This is a genomic window from Paraburkholderia sediminicola (genome assembly GCF_046026675.1).
GTDB lineage: Bacteria > Pseudomonadota > Gammaproteobacteria > Burkholderiales > Burkholderiaceae > Paraburkholderia > Paraburkholderia sediminicola_F.
The window spans coordinates 758,838-775,899 of the sequence record NZ_JAQQEY010000001.1; the positions used below are offsets into that span (position 1 = coordinate 758,838).

Below are 17,062 nucleotides of genomic sequence, written 5' to 3' on the forward strand. Positions count from 1 at the left end.
GCATCAACTACGCCCTTTGCCTCTTTCGGCGCAACGTTGAACCCAACGACCGCAGCGGTCCAGTTACTCTCCACGAGGTGGAGTCTCGGAGGTCCTGGATCGTCCGGTGTGCCGCCTCCAATTTTCTTGAGAGCGCGAGATTGCGTGACCGCTCAAGGTTGAGTAGATCTGCGAGCGGCTCGCTACTCGAGGCAGCATCGTGTGGCCCGGAAGTCTTCGTAGCGCTCTTCATGGCGGCCCAGCTGTTGACGATCTGCTGTTGATCTTCCGAGGCTTTTAGCGTGACAAAGAATTCGATTTCATAGCGCTCTGTGTCGAAAAAGTTATCACAGGCGAAGTGAACGAGTCCGGCGCGTGCCAGACCTTCAAACAGGCTTGCGAAAGAGCGGGGTGTGAACGTCCAACAGTGCACATCGTGGTACGTGCCGTTTTGGAACGAATCGGTTGCAGGTGGAATTGCGTCGGCAAATGAATGGCAACGCTCGACCGATTCTGCGTTCAATTCGGAGTCCCACGCGCGTTTGGGATCGACGTGAGAGACGTTCAGCAGATGGTCAAGAATGCATATAGGTTGCGGTACACGGGCATGCGCAATGTAGGCGCTTAGAACGTCACATAGCTCCGTTTCGCGGCGGATGAGATCAAAGGTAAAACGCTTATCAGGGACGACGAGTCTCAGTTCTCCCTGCCGATTCAGAATGGAGTGTAGTTCCTCCAGCCATGTGATCAGATCGGGGACGTGTTCGATTACGTGAGATGCTATGACGTAGTCTACGGTCCTGTTCTTGAGACACTCACGCAGTGTTTGGGCGCCCCATACGGCATCGATCTCAACAATCGCGTTGATGTCGACCGCGGAATTGGTCCGATATTTGTTCCTTAAAGATTCGGTATCGGCATGATCGATGTAGATAACATCGCCCTCTGATTTCGTCACTACAGGACGAAATAGAGGCCCGATCTCAATGCCAGTCAGTTGTTTCAGATTCAGGCCGTCGAGCAATTTCTGCTTGCGATTCATCAACTATTTCCTCGCGAAGTGAGCACTGAAATGATGCCGTCCACCCGTCTTGGTTGAAGCTGATACTTGCGCTGCTGGATGTCCGCGGCCTGTATGCGAACTAGATAAAGACGGGATCGTGTCGTGAACGGAATGTGAATGACATCGGGACGCAGGTTTGTGGCTGGTTTGGGTAAACCCCTGGGCGCAGAGATATTGCGGCACCTGGCGGCGCGTGGCTCGCCCACGGTTTCGCCTTTGCCCGCTAACTTGCCCATGATAGTGCCGGAAGCTACGAAAGGCTACGAGAAGCTACGAGAAGCTACAAACGCGATCTCTTTTACTCATCTTCCCGGTAGGTCACCATAGGGGCGAATGCGAAGAAGGGCGACCATGACGTGGTGCCCGGCGAGGGGGATCGTCGGGCGGATTTCATTTTAGGGGAGCTTGCAGAAGTGGCCGTGCTTGTAGACGTAGGCGGTGACAGGCCCTTCAGTAGCGTTGGCGAATCCCGTCCACCCCGCGTCTGGCGAAGCGATTTTGACCGCATTGGAAACGTCCAGTCTGCGCTGGCCCGACACGCCGTATCCGATCGTTTTTCCATCGACGTCAGTCAAGACGATAAGCAACGTCTCACGGTCCGCAGTCGTCGCCCAGCCAGTCGCATGTGTAACGCCCTTGTCCGTGGACGTTGCGTCGAGATGCCCTAGACAGAAGCTTTGATCCACGCGGGTGGCGTCGAATTTCACGACTCCAGCGTCGCGCAGCCAGCCGCGCCCGTACAGTCCGACTTCATAGTCGGCGGCGAAATTTGCGTTCGCTACAAACCAATCGTGCATCGAAGCCGGATAGATCGTCGCGTCATACTCGGGATGGTCGAGACCGATTTTTTGGCCCAGCACCGCGAGTTTCCATTTGAACAGGTAGGCATTGTCTTCGAACGCTTGGGATTGGTAGAGTGCGGTGAACGTAAGCAGCGCGAGCGGGGCGACGGAGGCCAGGAGCCGCGCGCGACGTGTGGTCACGACATCAAGAACTAGAAGCGCGAGAACGGCAAAGCTGACTACCACCGGCGTGGTGTAACGTCCCGACACCGACGCGCCGAGTCCGAGCATCCAGCGACTGCTCGAAGCGCCCATCGCAGACGCAACAACAAGCCCGTACGAGGCGATAAGGAACGACCTGTACGGGGTGATCTGGGCCTTTGCGAACAGACGCACTGTGACAACTGTTGCGACCGCAAGCGACACAATGCCGAACAGGGCAGATATCTTCAGACTCCATGTCCCCCAATCCATGGCATTGGATGAAATCATCGCGGCGATGGTGTTCCACGCGAAAAACGTTGGATTCCCCATGAACGCCGCGAAGAATTTGAGCCGAATAAGTGAGATATGTGCGGCCGCAGGATCGATCGGCAGAACGGGTTTGTAGTACCCATGGAAATAGATCAGTGCGCACACGGCGCCGCCCGCTGCCACGATGAGAGATTCGCGGATAGGCCGACGCTGCAGAACGCCTTGGATCGCCATGACGCCGAAGGCAACGACGCCGTTACCCATGCTTAGCGTGGATGCGACGCAGAAGAGCATCGCCAGCGAGATTCGAAGTGGCCGGTTGTCAGAGCGGGAAAATTGCGCGAAGGCCATCAGTGCGAACAGATAGACAGCAATGCACTGGCTCTGGAAACCCCACTTGATATTTTCTGCTTGAACCCAGAGCAGGAGGAACCCGAGGATGAGGCCGCCGACGAGCAGCGGAGGATGTAATTCCTTGTGTCCGGATCGGTATTCACGCCATAGCACAAGAGCCACGGCGAAGAGCAAAACGTAGTTCGCGACAACGGTGAAAACATTGCGACCGCCGAACAGAACGATGTCCAGCCAGAAGAGCATGCGCGAAAATACAATCCGGTGCTCCATGTGCTGAGCCCAGAAAACGGCGTAGTTGCCTTCAGTGAGGTCCTTGAAGAACCCTAGTTCTCCGTCCCATTGATCTCCATAAGGGATGGGCGAGAAAAAGTGATACCCGCCATAAATGGACGTGGCGACAATCAGGGCGGCAAGGAGCGAGGCCCAAATAGAGAGGGTGCGCGACAACGTATTCTCCGGGAATGGTCGCGCGAGTATGCCATATCGGATCACATGCGTTACCTGGGCATTCGGATCGTGGGGTTTCAGGCGCCGCCATAAGAAAACGGCGCCGTGTTGTGGGGAAATTTATGCCCCGAGGACTTCGCGTAAGTGACAGGGGTTCCCCAGGTACCAGCGTACACGCCGCCACACTGTCGGGACTTGCGATGACGTTCCGAGCGGGATCAAGGGGACGCAATGCTGTTCCTTGAATACAGATTCTGAGCCGCCATCGTTCAAGGGAGGGTGATTTCATATCAGCATGTGCGATGCCGGCACGACGTGCACATGTCCGCCAAGACAAGGATCGGGACTATGTCTTCGGCGCGTTGGTCAAGGGCACCAAAGGCCTGAGAACTGCGGCCTACTTTGTCGGCGGCAAAAACAGGTTTGTTGCAATAGATTGAGGATCAATGCGCAGGGTTTCGAGGACGACGCGTATGTTCCTGCGCCATAGAACGTTCGCCGACGTCGTCAACGTCATTTGCTTTACGCGCAACGTGTTGGCGTTGCCCGACGCCATCGCCAGGAAGTCATTGTTCGACCTCACCAGCGGCGACAGGACGAAGCCGGTTTTTCCCATTGATGGAATGTATCGAAACCGGAAAATGCGGTCATCGGTCAAGGTCAATTCGATGAACACTTCGGGTAGCTTGTAAAGACCGAGTGCTATCTGGCCAAGCAGTGTAGGCTGCATGTCAATCTTTGCGATCACGATGCCGTCGCTTGGGGGAACTGCAACAGGAATATTGATCAACGCTTCCGTATCGCTCAGGGGCATCAGTTCTGACGCGATGGGCACACTTCTACGAACCATGCGTAGATAACTTTGATCCGGGTTCGCTATCGAAAACCGGTCGACTATCGAATAGCGACTGAGCAACTCGCGCCAGCTGAGCGCATCTTCAATTGACGGTAACCGATGATCGATGGCAATGACCGTGAACATGATGTTCTGCGGAGCGTTGACACCGACCAGATGTTCCGCGTTCATTCGATCAAGTTTCGGTGTGTACGCTGAGTAGCTTTGAATGATCGGTCGCGGAGCCCATTTAATGTCGTTCGCAAACAGAATATCCATTCGCATCGGATAGACGTCGGCTGTTCCCGTGATGTTGGGGAGCGGCGCCCGATCATGAATCTCCTGTTTCGTCGCAGCGAACATCTGGGGGAAGGAGTCCAGTCCAGTTATACGCCTAGCGAGCGTATCGAACAGCGGCCTGTAGACGTCATGCGTTCGTTGGAGCACGAGGTCGCGACGAAAATCTGGCATTGAATGCTCAATCACGCCCCACCCGGACAGCGCCACCAGAGCGGCCACGATCCCTTGTCTGACCGTCAGCATTGGTGCAAGCGACAATCCGACAGTAATAAACGCCGCTGCTGCGATACGCGGGTGCATGTCCTGACGCACAAATCCCGACTTGAAACACACGAACAGATAGAACACAAAGCCCGCAATCGCGATTGCACCCAGCAAACCGCGCGAACGGGCCACATAGAAGTAGAAAACCAAAACACAGAGGGATGCTGCTATAAGCCAGTGATAGACCTGTGATACGTGCCCTTCTATAGACATTGCCTCGGAATATCCCGAGATTATCGGAGCCTGGGCAAGGAAGAATTGCGGTAGCGCGTCAAGCGGTTGGCCAGTCCAAACCCAACCAGATGCCATTGATAAAAGCGTGATCAGAACAACCGCTACGGCCATCCTGAGATGCTGCCCGCAGACGAGCATGACCACTGAGAGAGCGAGTTCCACCGCAACAAGCCCAGAAAAGCTCGCCTTTATTAGTGGCAGAATTCCGATCGACATTGATACTGCGCTGACAAGCAGCGCAGCCGACGAGGTCATCTTGATGCGCGCGATGCTACCGGGCGGCAGGCTGATACGAAACGTGATGAGCATCAACAAAAGCGGCGGCGTCATCAACGTTGCATCCCGCACCCACGATTCGGCGCCCAGCAGTGGAAGCAGCAGGAGTAGTAGCGGCCTATTGTTGAAGCTGAGCAGGGCAAAGCCAGCGCAATACCCGATCGCAATGATCGCGCTCCCGATGAGTGCGATTGGGTAGGTCGCGGGATGGTATAGCTGGGTATAGACCGAGGCAAACGGACCAAACGTGAAAATCACGTCTCGCCCAAAAACGAGATGATTGGCGACGGCCTCATTTAGTGCATATGTCCAGACCTCGACGCTGCTCATGGCAGGTCCAAACGGCATGATCGACAAGCCTGCGATAAGTAGCGACAGCACCGCGAGGACTTTGATCGGGGTTCGCAGGCCCAGAGCTGCAACTTGTTTTGTTTGATTGATTGTGGCGCTCATGTGTGTCGCGGACGAAGAGGGGCAGCGCGAATAGTAACAAAATGGTTGTGTTCCAAGTCTTCGGCTTCCAGACTCGCTGTTTCGCCGCAACGGTCGTGTTGTCCGTGCCATCGGCAGAGGCCAACACGATGCTTGCCTGCAATGCCAGGGCCTGTGCGGTCTTACGTCGCATTCTCACCGCTTGCAGGGTTTCGTGCTCCGAATCGCTCAGCACGAACTCTGCTTGACGCTATCTAATCGCTGGCCTTTCAAGGTCCAAGGACCGCTCATCCTCCGGCATAACTACCTCTACGCACGCACTACCATGCAACGGACGCCCCGGATGTACCGAGTGGCGTCAGAGCCGTTCACACGCCGACGATGAACTGCGCGATTTGGTCGGACGCATCCAGCACAGTGACTCAGTGCGAATGATTGAGAGAGCCGATCTCGATGGAGGCGAATAATGGCTCAGTGTTGTCCTGCAGGCGCGAAGCGCGACTTCGATGCATGCCATGTACAATTACCAATCCTTACACGGTCGAAACGGCAAGCGCAACGCATACCTTCGGCCAACCGGAGATGGAGACAGGGCCAATGCGCGAAGCGCCGATTCACCCAAACGATGACATGTTCCACGGTTCGCACGAGCACTACGCTTCGGTCGGCATGCAAATGGCCGATTTCGTCGCGCGCGCGGCAGAACTGGCTGGCGCCGAATCGCCGATGATTCTCGAACTCCCGTGCGGATATGGCCGTGTAACGCGTCAGTTGGCGGAACGATTTGACCCCTCGCACATTCATGTGGCGGATATCATGGCCCCGTCTGTAGATTTCTGCGTTGAAACCTTTGGGACCATTGGGTACCACATCACTGATCCTGTGTACGAGTTCAAAAACATCCCTGCAGAAACATTCGATGTCGCTGCGCTAGGCTCGCTCGTTACCCATTTGTCCAGTTATAACGCGCGCTCGGTTATCGGACATTTTTTTTCGAAGGTCAAACCAGGGGGTGTCGGTGTAGTCACCACGCACGGTGAGAAATCGCGCGAACATCTTGGTATTGGGGATTGCTATCAAGTCGGCGAGGCCGCACGTCAGCATCTGTTGAACAGCTACGACGCAAATCAGTTTGGCTTTGTGAACTATCGAGTCGATCACTCACTTGAGGCAAAGACCGTAGATTACATTGGTGACAGCTACGGCATCTCGCTCACTCCCGGTGATTGGGTGAAAGACGTCTGCGCGGAAAACGACCTGACTATCGTCGAGCATCTCCCTGGCGGCTGGGACAATCACCAGGACGTGTTTCTAATCAGGAAATAATCCAATCTACGCCGCTTGGCGTCGGTAGCACCCGACGCTAACCCCGAGTAACGACATTCATCGTATGTGGATGCGGTCGCAAAGCATAGTAGTCGAAGAAATGCTGTTGCCACAGCGCACACACCGTATCCATTTGTTCGATGAGATCCGATCCGAAAGCATGTCCAGAATCTGCGGCGTCAATTTTGGCTCGCATGCGGTCCAGCAGCAATCGCTCGAAATCGTTGTTGCAATAGCCCTTTATTTGCTCGTGCGTGAGCGGATAAGCAACGGTGTTCGTGTCCGCATGAGTCGAGACGAAAGTGCTAAATAGACGCTCGACGATGAACGGCAGAAAGGGTGCGGGATCCGTATGGCTGGTCTCCTCCATGACGTTCCGTGCTGCGACGTGTGTCGGTTCAGACTCCAGAAATTCGGCGATCGGAACCAGAACGCCGCCTACGTAACGTTCCCAGAACTGCTGGGATCCCACCCAGAAATTGCTATAGGCGAGGTACCGGGAATCGTGCCTCGGCGTCTTGCCGAGCTTCCAACCCAACTTGCAAGCGTCGATTAGTTCTTGCGCCGCACGGGTAAGTCCAGGATGGGCATGCTCGCCCTGCATCCAGACGTTATACGACCAATAGGCAATCTGCGGAAATGGATTGATGAAGCAGACGTCCGCGTTAGCCTGCGCTTGCACGAATTCGAGGAAGCGGGCGCCTGATATCTTTGCCTTCAGGCTGAACTTCGGAGAGAACAGGCCCGTGAAGTCGTGGCGTAGGTGAACCTTGTTGCGATACATGTCGACAAGGATCCCGAATTCACGCCACTCTGGCCGTGCGTTCTCCGCACGCACGAGGGGAATAAATTCAGGGTCGGCGAGTGCCTGATCCTTCGCGTAAAGCGGCTCGTAGATCGCAACGCTCTTGTTCATACTTGGCCTACGCGCTCCACGCAATAGCGTTTCAGGTCGCTGCGCCACTTCAGGTAGGTGAATGACGCATTGGGCACGGTGAAGCTTGGGTAGCGCGTTTCGATAGGAATGCCCAGCAGGTGTTGTAGAACCACGCTAATGGGTCCGCCGTGTGCAACTGCTGCTGTTATTCCCGGCTCCGAGGCATGGGGCAGTACTTCGAGATCTACCCAGTTGCGTACGCGATCTGCCATATCCAGATGCGACTCACCGCCTTCATAGCGATTGGTGATGTCGTCGTTGAACGTCGGATACGCAGCGTTAAACTCAGCTTCACGCCACGTGGCATAGATGCCGGGATTGGTTTCGGCAAGCCGGGCGTCAAGCTTCATCGGTGCTGATTCACCGAAGACGATTTGCGCTGTCTGATGGGCACGCTTCCAAGGGCTGGAAAAGATGGGGGACGGTTGATAAGCAAATCGCTCCAGTGTCTTCGCAAGCTGTGTGGATTGTGTTTTGCCCAGGTCCGTGAGCGGGTCCTGGTTGGTCGAAATGAGCAGCCCTTGCGCATTTGCGGTCGACTGGCCGTGCCTGATCAGTAGAAGGTCCATAGTTCGGATTGAGTCGACTAGATTGAATTTTCGCTGGTTAAAAGTGCCATTAGCGTCTGCGCGGGTGCCGCAAGTCCAAACCGCTGGTGCACATCGTCGAACGCATTGCGTTTCATCTCCTGTCGCAACTGGCTATCCTGATACATCTGTTCCATGGCTTCAGCCCACTCGTCAGCCGTATTGTTCACGAGATAGCCCGTCACCCCATGCGTCACGGCATCTTCGTATACGGGGCTTTTCGAATAGATGCCCGGAATGCCGAGGCTGCCATAGTCGATGTATTTGATACATGACTTGCAACTATTGAAGAACAGCGCCTCGGGGTCTTCCCGGCCGCCAAGCGGAACAACGGAGAACAGATAACCTGCGTCGCGTATGGCGGACTTATAAGCCGCGTTGTCGAGAAAGCCCTTGGCCGCCAGGCGCGGAATCCGGGACATTTCCGGAAATCCATCGCCCCAAAATTCCAGCGACACTTCCGTATGCCGGTTCATGAAGTCCACGAGGACCTTGAAAAAGTCCTTTCTGAAGTGGACAAGCTTGATGCCGTCAGTGTTCGAAAACATGATCTTCGGCGGTTGGACTTCTCGCCAATCGCTCGGATCCGACGGAATAGCGCTGTGATCAAAGCCGTTGGAAATGATGGACACAGACGAACGAATACGCTGCAATTTATTGCGCAACGCTTCGTTGGACACCGTCGCCACGGAAGCATGTCGCAGCAGCCAGGTTATGTTCGCCAGCAGGTCGTCGTTCAGATCAGTGACGCTGTACATCGGCAAGTCAATGATCCAGTCGTCCATATCGTAGATCGTTCGCAGGCCCAGATCGTTGGCCATGCGCATCAAGTCTACCGCCCGGTTGGAGGTGTGCTTGTTAAACAACACCGCGTCAAAACGCCTGAGCTGGCCGATCGTAATGTCGCCTTCGACAATTTCCTCCCATTCGATCATGCCGTGATTGGCCATGTAACCGAGCAGGGGACCAAAGCGGGCGGCAATCGACCTCGACATCAATTTGTCGTGTGATAGCGAAACTCGCTGCACTACCAGCAATCGTGGGATTCTTGGCATGTCAAATACTTTCTCTTGCTAGCATCTCGGCGAGTTGTGGCCCAATGGTTGAAGCTGAATGCCGGTCCAGCACACGTTCGTACGTCTGCAAGATTTTCGATTCACGATCCGCGTCTGTCATTGCGCCTTCGATCGCTTTTGCTAATCCTTGTACCGAATCAGTGGGCGCATACCAGACACCGTCTGCGAAATGCTCCCTTTGCCAAGGGCCATCGCCAATAACAAGTGGTTTGCGCATGATCGCGCCCTCCAGGCTCGAACGGCCTGGCGGATCGATGCTAGCTTCAACTATGACTGCGCAGTTGGAAATGATCGAACGCAGGAGCGCACTGCATGGTTGCACGAAGGGTAGGAAGATGATCCCTGGGTGTGCTTCCTTGACGCATTGCCGGTAATACTCGTCGTCTCTCGCACCGCCGACGAACACGCCTTCGAGCTTAAGTTCGTTCAACGCCCGGATCAATTGCAACTGGTTCTTGATCGGTTCAATCAGGCCGAGACATAGTGCGAAGTTAGTCGCATTGCAGATCGTCGACAACAGATCGTTGTCTGCCGGAGCGAGAAAGCGATCGGAAACGCATGTCGGAATGACCAGGAGTTTGTCTTCCGGTACGGAGACATACTGCGTAAAGTTGGCGAGTTCCGCTTGTGATTTGAATAACAGCTTGTGCACACCACGAGTGATTTCGACAATTCTCGCAACCTCGTTAGGGGTTGGTGCGTCGGTCCACCAGACATTCGGCCAAAGGAAGACAGGCTTGTTCTTAAATCTGGCCTCTCGAAGAATGGCCTCTCCGTCCGCGTGTACCGAGAAATGGATGATTCCGTCGTAGAAACTGAGTGGCCGGCTGCCGATTCCGTAAATGTCCGTATGAACACCGGAAGCCTTCATGATTTCGGCGACCTGTACGAGCTCGGACTCGCCTCCGCCGCTTACAGTGAATGCCGTGCTGTACGTGGTGAGCAGGAATTTCAAACCCGTCATGTCGTTCTCCCGGTCGCAAGCTGTGTGAACAGATTGCGCCACACTTCATCGCTGGTCTTTAGAAGGATATCCTTGGCGCGATTCAAGTAGATTTCGCGCGACTGCCCGGCCTTGGCGCCGGTGACATTGACCAATTGCGCGAGCAGCGTTGCCCATGAGTCGGCAGGCGCGTCAGACGGTAATATGCTTTCGGCGAGACACAACTCTTCGGCTGCCGTGCCCGCACGCACGAGTACGGGCTTCCCGTAATGCATCGCTTCCAGTACGGGCACGCAAAACCCCTCGTGGCGACTGGTCACTAGCAGAACGGCTGATCGTTCGAAGCAATCAAGTAGATCGCAGTCATCCAGCGTGCCCTTGAAATCGACATGGTCGAGCACGCCGAGTCCGCGAGCATAGTTAATCAGGTATTTCGAGTAGTCATAGTTCGGCATGCTGCCTACGACCGACAGCGTTGAAGGCACACCGAGGTTGCGTAACCTGTGCAGAATCTCGATGCCATCTTCGATCCGCTTGTGTGGAACGACACGGCCAACCATCAACAGTTCGGCATTCGCGTGCGGTGCGGTGCGCGAGTCCGGATTGCGGCTGAACGCGGGCATGTCGGAGAAGACGGGCGGGACAACTTCAATCGATGCATGCCCCGCTACGTCTTCAAGCGCTTGCGCAGAAAAATGCGAGTTCGCAACGAGTAAATCGAAGGCTCCGAGGGCGGGCAACTGGGCGAGCGCGTCCTGGCACAATTGAGCAGTGCGCGGTTCGAAAGCGCGCAGCAGTTCCGGATCTGTTACGCCATGGAAATAGCCAATCTTCTTGCACTTTAGCTTCGTTATCTGATCCAGGCGCGGATCGAAAATTGAATAGCTAAGGAAGAGGACATCGTCGGGCTGAACCGCGGAAGATAGTTCGCTGAGAGGATGCACTCTCTCGTTAGCGGCATCGTGATTCTGTGCGTACAGCTCCGCTGCGAAGCCAAGCCGCCGCGCAGTTCGAGCCACGCCGAGGCAATGGTTTCCGACAGCGTCGCCGCTGAAGATGTCTGGCGCGCAGATCAGCACTCTCATGGAGACACGACTCCCGCTTTGATTTCCGCCAGTCTATCGGCGTACGCACGAGCGACTGCTTCGATGGAATAGTCGCGGAGAATACGCGCCTGCCCGGCCTTGGCAACGCGTTTCCGGCGGTCTTGGTCTTCAAAGACTGTACGGATCTGTTCCGCTGCGGTCGACACCTCGGGATCGCACCAGTACTGACCCTCGTAAAACAGATAGTCGCCTGCGCGCAAGGGGACGAGGTCTCCATCTACAAGAAAGGATGTCTGCTCGTCGCAGAAATCCACATTCCCCGAGAAATTCGTTACCACGACAGGCTGTCCCAATAGCATGGCTTCAGCAATCACGCGCCCGAACCCTTCGCTACGATGGAGCGAGATATATGCGTCGCATGCGGCCATAAAATCGACCGTATCCTGGCGGCTCAGTCGCTCCGAGACGATACGGATTCGAGGGTCCTGTGCGGCGAGTTCGCACACTGCGCGCCATGTGGGATCGCTGTCTCGCACATTCATCGCTTTGACGATCAGGCTGACGCCGGAGGTCTGGGCGCCAAATGCTTTCTGAAACGCATGGATACCGGCGATTGGATTCTTTCGCGTCAGCCACGAGTTGCCGTCGAACATCAAGTAGAACAGGAACTCGTTGGACGGTAAGCCAAACCGGCTACGGTCGGGATTCACCGGCGCAGGGATGCTCACTGCCATCGGAACGTGATGGACTGCAGTTTCCCCTTGCCTCGCGAATGCCGATTGTACGAACCTGCTTTGCGCCCAAATTTCGTCGACGAGCCGATGAAGCTGGCCGAAGGCGCTCGGCCACTGCGGCAATTCCCACGGCCATGCGCCGATCTTGTACGTGTCAGCCTCAATGAGGTTGCGTCCGCCCTCGAGCGAAAGTCGCAGCATTTCGGGCGGCGGCAGGCAAAAGACGCTCAACCCGTACTTGAGGTTGACGCTCAGCAAGTGGTCGACGGTCGTATCGAGTTTCGCCGGGCCCGCCATGGGCGCATTGATCAGCGCGCATGGAATAGCGGAGAGCCCAAGGGCTTTCGACGCCATTCTTGCGTCTTCGCCGAGCCCGAGCACTCCCTGCGGAAATCCGACAATGTTGACCCCGAACGGGCGGGCGCGCCAGGCGCGCTCGATCGACATAACGTATTGATTGCCGCCGCCTTCGGAAGTGGTGCCAACGATAGCAATGGAGATCGAACCCAGCGTTGGATATTCGTTTCTGCCGTGGTTTTGCCACCAGCGGACCAGCTCGGTTGCTCCGGCCTCCGTGCTGGTGTCAAATGCCGCCGTCAAGTCAGCGCGGTCCTGCCGGATCGATTCAAGGAATTGGGGGACGGCAGAAGCGGGTGTCCCGGGGGCCGACTCCGATGCCAGCAAGGTCGGCAAGAGGGTGTTTGTCGACCATTGAATAACCGGGTAGGCGAACTGTCCCTCGCTATCCCACCAGGTCAATGCAGCCAGGCGTCCAGTCAATGTTTTCAGATCGAACGCCTGCCGCAAATCAGGCCGATCGCGACACATCAGAATCAGAAAACGGGGAAGAGGGATCCCCGTGGCGTTATCGAAGTCATCGAGCTCAAAGAGACTCTCAGGCACGCCTGAAAGTATCCATCTGATGCTCGGGTATTGGTCCTTTCTGTGATCGCGCCACCAGCCCAGAAATGCGATTCGACCGGCGAAGGTCCCGAGATCGTACGCTTGCCGCAAATCGGCGCGTTCGTTTCTGATGAGGTGTAGCAGACGCGGGCACGGCACTTCTTCGGCATTACTGCTTTCGTGTGTTTCGAGAAGTGCGTGAAAGATCTCTGCCGGGGACCAGGCGATCCTTGGGTATTCGACTTGACCGCGCTCTTGCCACCAGCTCACGCACCCCAGTCGACCGGCAACTGTAGTCAGGTCAAAAACCTGTTTCAAGTCTGCTCGATTTTCGACGATTACCGAAAGAAACGCAGGTAAGTCGAAGCCACTTGGCCCGTCGATATCGGCCGGCTCGAGCAAAGTTGCGGTCAGATGCTTTCCGTCCAGAATGCTCGGCGCCGTGCTCTTTAGCCAATACGCGATGCTTCGGGGGTGTTCCGAGATTAGCGTTGCATTGTCGAGTTGCTCGACATACGCAAGGTCTTGCGATCGGGGTTTCCAATCGAAGTCTGGGTAGTCTGTACGCGCGACTGATTCCCACCACAGATACAGTGCAATTCGGTCGGTAAGGGTTTTGCAGGAAAACTCAGCGAGGTCCGCCCGAAACTTAAGCAAGAAGTAAACGGCGCTGGGCAACGCGAACCGCTCGCTTTCGGACGGGTGTCGTGCTTGATCCAGCCACTCGGTTGTTTTTGTCATTTCTTTACTGAATCAGGTCGGCAACTCGGGAGGGCCACGCAAAGGAGAAGTCCTCGTGTTCCAACGTCAGGTTCGGCGAATAGCATGGGTCATTCAGCAAGAAATCACCCCAGCGCTTCTGCACGTACGCGACTTCCCGATTGAATCGGGCGATCTTCTCCGGATTGTCTTCATATCCGCGAGTCGCAGACTCGTGGTGATACAACTCGGCATAAGGGGTCCACACATTGCGATATCCCTCTTTGCGAACGCGCAAGCAGAAGTCGACGTCGTTGAACGCGACCTGTAGTTGTTCGTCGAGTCCGCCGACCTGCTTGAAAATCGATTGCCGTACCACGAGACAGGCAGCGGTCACCGCGCACATCGAACTACGCAGCAGTGTTCTCGAAAAGTAACCCGGCTGAGGCTTGGCGCTATGTTTATGCGAGTGACCGGCAACACCCCCGACACCGATAATGACGCCGGCATGCTGCAGTGTGTCGTTCGGATAGAGTAGTTTCGCGCCGACACAGCCCACGCCCGGTTGCAGCGCGAGCGATACCATTTCGCTCAGCCATTCCGGCGTGATGACTTCGATATCGTTGTTCATCAGACAGACGAAATCGGCTGTACTCGCAAGCCCTACGCGATTATTCAGTGCCGAGTAGTTGAACGGGGCATCGTCCCGCTTCACTGTCACGACGCCGTCTGCCTGCAAGCGGGCAAAGAGTTCGTGCGTCGCTGGTTCAACCGAACCATTGTCGATGATCGTGATACGAAAGTTCTGGTAGGTGGTCTTTTCGCGAATCGACGCCACACATTGTTCAACCAGACGAGCAGCATCGCGCGTCGGAATGATGATTTCCACCGATGGTTGTGCATCCGGGAGTTCGTAGCACACCTTGTTGTAACCGCTTGCTCCGGGCGCCGGTTCGACATGGCCCTTTACACCTTTTCTCTGCAAGTGCTCGTCGATTGCACGCATTGCCGCGATGTGTGCATACGGCTTGGCTTCATGCGTGGATGCAGTGCTTTGCGGGTGTACGCGCCAGTGATAGAGCACGCGCGGAATGTGATGAATCGCACCTTCGCCGCAGTAGTCAAGGAATCGCAGCGCCAGATCGTAGTCCTGCGAGCCGTTGAACTCGTCACGGAATCCGCCGATTTCCCGCATTGCCGAAGCACGGTACACGCCGAAGTGCGTGATCATGTTCTGGCTAAGGAACAGGTCATAGTTGAACGCTGGCTTGAAATACGGTTCGGAACGTACGCCGTCCACCGAAATCTTGTCTTCGTCGGAGTAGATCAGCGCGGCTTCCGGATGCTCCTGTATTGCTTCTGCGACACAAAACAGTGCGAGCGGGTGAAGTTCGTCATCGTGATCCAGCAAGCCTACGAACTCACCCGTGACCAGTTCGAGCGCGCTATTGCTCGCTGCACTGATGCGGCCGTTCGTGGTGCGGTAGGTCACCTTGATGCGCGGATCTTTGCGGGCATACTCCGTAAGCGTTTTTCGAACGCTGGGGTCGGAGGAGTTGTCGTCCGCGATGCAAAGCTCCCAATTGTCGTACACCTGGTTGATGACCGAATCGATTGCCTTGCGAAGCCAGCGCTCAGGCGTGTTGTAGGTCGGCATCAGCACGCTGAATAGCGGTTTGTCCTTCCAGCCCGACACGCGCTTGCGCAGCGCGGTGTATGTGGAACGTTGTGGCTCGTGCGACTTGATCCACTTCGGATAGTCGCGACGGCCGTCGGCCACAGGCGCGGGTGTGTTTGTGACAAGGCCTGGTTGCGAAGCCAGCATGTGGCGTGGCCGATGCAGAACGAACGGCACCTCACGTGCCAGAAGCTCAATGTTGAAATTGCTAATGGAGAAGAGACCGGCTTGTGCGATCGGATCCAGGCGCAACGCGTTCGTGGTGAAGGGCAGAAGCAGATCCTGCTTGACCGTGCCATCCGAACCGACTGTCATGTAGACGGCCGTTGCTTCGGACATGCCGTGGCCTGCGTCGTAGTAAAGGACGCAAGGCGACGCTGGCAGCTTGTCAGTCTGCAACTGAAAGGAGACCCGGACATGTCTACCCACCATCTTCTTCCAGCCTTTGATCCAGAACTGCGGATCGTTATTGATCGCTAGCCACGGAAAAGCCGCACTCGACGTTTTCTCAACGTTCTTTAAAGGACGCAACTGAAATTTCATATTCTTACACCAGGGAGCGGTAAGTCGTTTCTAATTGAGTGAGCACCGTTTGCCAGTTCAGGTGTCGACGGTGAGCCTCAGCGGCGTGCATCGTGCGCGAACCTCGCGGTTTTGCTACTCGGCGTATCGCGTCAACAATGCTGTCGACGTTTGAGGGATCCAGATACTCCACCTCGTCGCCGAAGTATTCGCGTGTGGACCCCACCTCAGTCACCGCGGCGGGGCATCCTGCTGCATGAGCCTCGAGTGCGGCGAGCCCCGGTGTTTCCAACGTGCTCGGCAAAACGAACACTTCGCATGCCGCGTACGCGGAGCGAAGTGCCGGCGAATCATGGGCTAATGTACCGGCGTAAATAAGCTGGTCACCACCCTCCGCGAAGCACGCCTTCGCATATTCCGGATCACGCTGATGGCCGATCAGAACGAGCTTGAGTTCGGGGAACGATTTCATCGCCTTGACCAGTGCCAACTGGTTTTTGCGCGGCTCGATGTTGCCGACGTTCAGCACGAAGCGATCGTGAATCTTGAACTCACTGCGAAACAGCTCGGGCGCGACCGGCTCGTAAAAGCTTTCCTCGACGCCGTTCAGAACCGTGACGAATTTTTCTCGTGGGAGGTCAAAGATCCGCGCGAGCGTTTCGCACTCGATGTCGGAGTTCGCAACGACGCGGTCCGCCAACGAAAACTGGTGATGGATCTCGCCAATCGGATAGAGATGCTTGGTCTCCTCCGTCACCCACAGACTGGACGAGACCACCAGGGGCAAGCCCAACTGCTTAACAAAGTTGCAGAAATGGACCGAGCCGCCAACGCACGAGAAGAAGTGGACCACGTCATGTTCGAGGAACCGCGGGTTCCATTGATCGAACAACGTGACGTCCACTCCGTGCGCGGGTAGATGCTTGCGATACGCAAGCAGCTGTATTTCTCCGCCTCCGGGGGTATGGAAGGCCATTGGGTAAGTGGCGAACAGCACTTTCATGGATGGGACTCTATCTGCTCAAACTTTTATTCAGATCGACAATGCCTGCCAACGCACAGGCGCGCATGATGCGCTCGCGGTCACGCGGCGCGGAACGGCGATCCGTAAGATGCCTGATGGCGATCCGGCCGGCACGTCGCGGGACGTACGCGCTGCGGCGTGATGCAA

General features: G+C 56.0%; 12 protein-coding genes. 1 reads left to right on the plus strand and 11 read right to left on the minus strand.

Features of this window, described 5'->3' with window-relative positions:
- Nucleotides 1–7: 7 nt before the first annotated feature.
- The 3 genes from PQQ86_RS03310 to PQQ86_RS03320 form a co-directional block, all read right to left on the minus strand.
- Nucleotides 8–1,021 (minus strand): methyltransferase domain-containing protein, encoded by a 1,014-nt coding sequence (locus PQQ86_RS03310; protein WP_408264931.1) that lies wholly within the window; start codon nt 1,019–1,021, stop codon nt 8–10.
- Nucleotides 1,022–1,437: 416 nt separating this feature from the next.
- Nucleotides 1,438–3,099, minus strand: a complete 1,662-nt coding sequence (locus PQQ86_RS03315) for a hypothetical protein (RefSeq protein WP_408264933.1) — start codon at nt 3,097–3,099, stop codon at nt 1,438–1,440.
- 397 nt (nt 3,100–3,496) lie between these two features.
- A complete protein-coding gene (locus PQQ86_RS03320) occupies nt 3,497–5,461 on the minus strand; it encodes a hypothetical protein (RefSeq protein ID WP_408264934.1) in 1,965 nt (654 codons plus the stop codon).
- A 576-nt stretch (nt 5,462–6,037) separates the two neighbouring features.
- Between PQQ86_RS03320 and PQQ86_RS03325 the strand changes: the two genes are divergently transcribed.
- On the plus strand, nt 6,038–6,766 hold the full coding sequence (locus PQQ86_RS03325) for a methyltransferase domain-containing protein (protein ID WP_408264935.1): 729 nt from the start codon (nt 6,038–6,040) through the stop codon (nt 6,764–6,766).
- 37 nt (nt 6,767–6,803) lie between these two features.
- Here the strand turns inward: PQQ86_RS03325 and PQQ86_RS03330 are convergent, their stop codons facing one another.
- From PQQ86_RS03330 to PQQ86_RS03365, 8 genes are read right to left on the minus strand one after another with little or no spacing between them, the layout of a single operon-like run.
- Complete coding sequence (locus tag PQQ86_RS03330; protein ID WP_408264936.1) at nt 6,804–7,682, minus strand: hypothetical protein; 879 nt, start codon at nt 7,680–7,682, stop codon at nt 6,804–6,806.
- Complete coding sequence (locus PQQ86_RS03335) at nt 7,679–8,272, minus strand: histidine phosphatase family protein (protein ID WP_408264937.1); 594 nt, start codon at nt 8,270–8,272, stop codon at nt 7,679–7,681. The genes PQQ86_RS03330 and PQQ86_RS03335 overlap by 4 nt, the downstream gene beginning before the upstream one ends.
- Nucleotides 8,273–8,289: 17 nt before the next feature.
- A complete protein-coding gene (locus PQQ86_RS03340; protein WP_408264938.1) occupies nt 8,290–9,345 on the minus strand; it encodes a glycosyltransferase in 1,056 nt (351 codons plus the stop codon).
- Between the two features lies 1 nt (nt 9,346).
- Nucleotides 9,347–10,330 carry a glycosyltransferase family 4 protein gene (locus PQQ86_RS03345; protein WP_408264939.1) on the minus strand — a complete coding sequence of 328 codons (984 nt, stop codon included), beginning with the start codon at nt 10,328–10,330 and terminating at the stop codon, nt 9,347–9,349.
- Nucleotides 10,327–11,394, minus strand: a complete 1,068-nt coding sequence (locus PQQ86_RS03350) for a glycosyltransferase (RefSeq protein ID WP_408264940.1) — start codon at nt 11,392–11,394, stop codon at nt 10,327–10,329. Before PQQ86_RS03350 ends, PQQ86_RS03345 begins: the two co-directional genes overlap by 4 nt.
- Nucleotides 11,391–13,733 carry a glycosyltransferase family 4 protein gene (locus tag PQQ86_RS03355; RefSeq protein ID WP_408264941.1) on the minus strand — a complete coding sequence of 781 codons (2,343 nt, stop codon included), beginning with the start codon at nt 13,731–13,733 and terminating at the stop codon, nt 11,391–11,393. The genes PQQ86_RS03350 and PQQ86_RS03355 overlap by 4 nt, the downstream gene beginning before the upstream one ends.
- Before the next feature lie 4 nt (nt 13,734–13,737).
- Complete coding sequence (locus PQQ86_RS03360) at nt 13,738–15,912, minus strand: glycosyltransferase family 2 protein (protein WP_408264942.1); 2,175 nt, start codon at nt 15,910–15,912, stop codon at nt 13,738–13,740.
- A gap of 4 nt (nt 15,913–15,916) precedes the next feature.
- Nucleotides 15,917–16,894: a glycosyltransferase family 4 protein gene (locus PQQ86_RS03365; protein ID WP_408264943.1), complete on the minus strand. Its 978-nt coding sequence runs from the start codon at nt 16,892–16,894 to the stop codon at nt 15,917–15,919.
- Between the last annotated feature and the right edge of the window lie 168 nt (nt 16,895–17,062).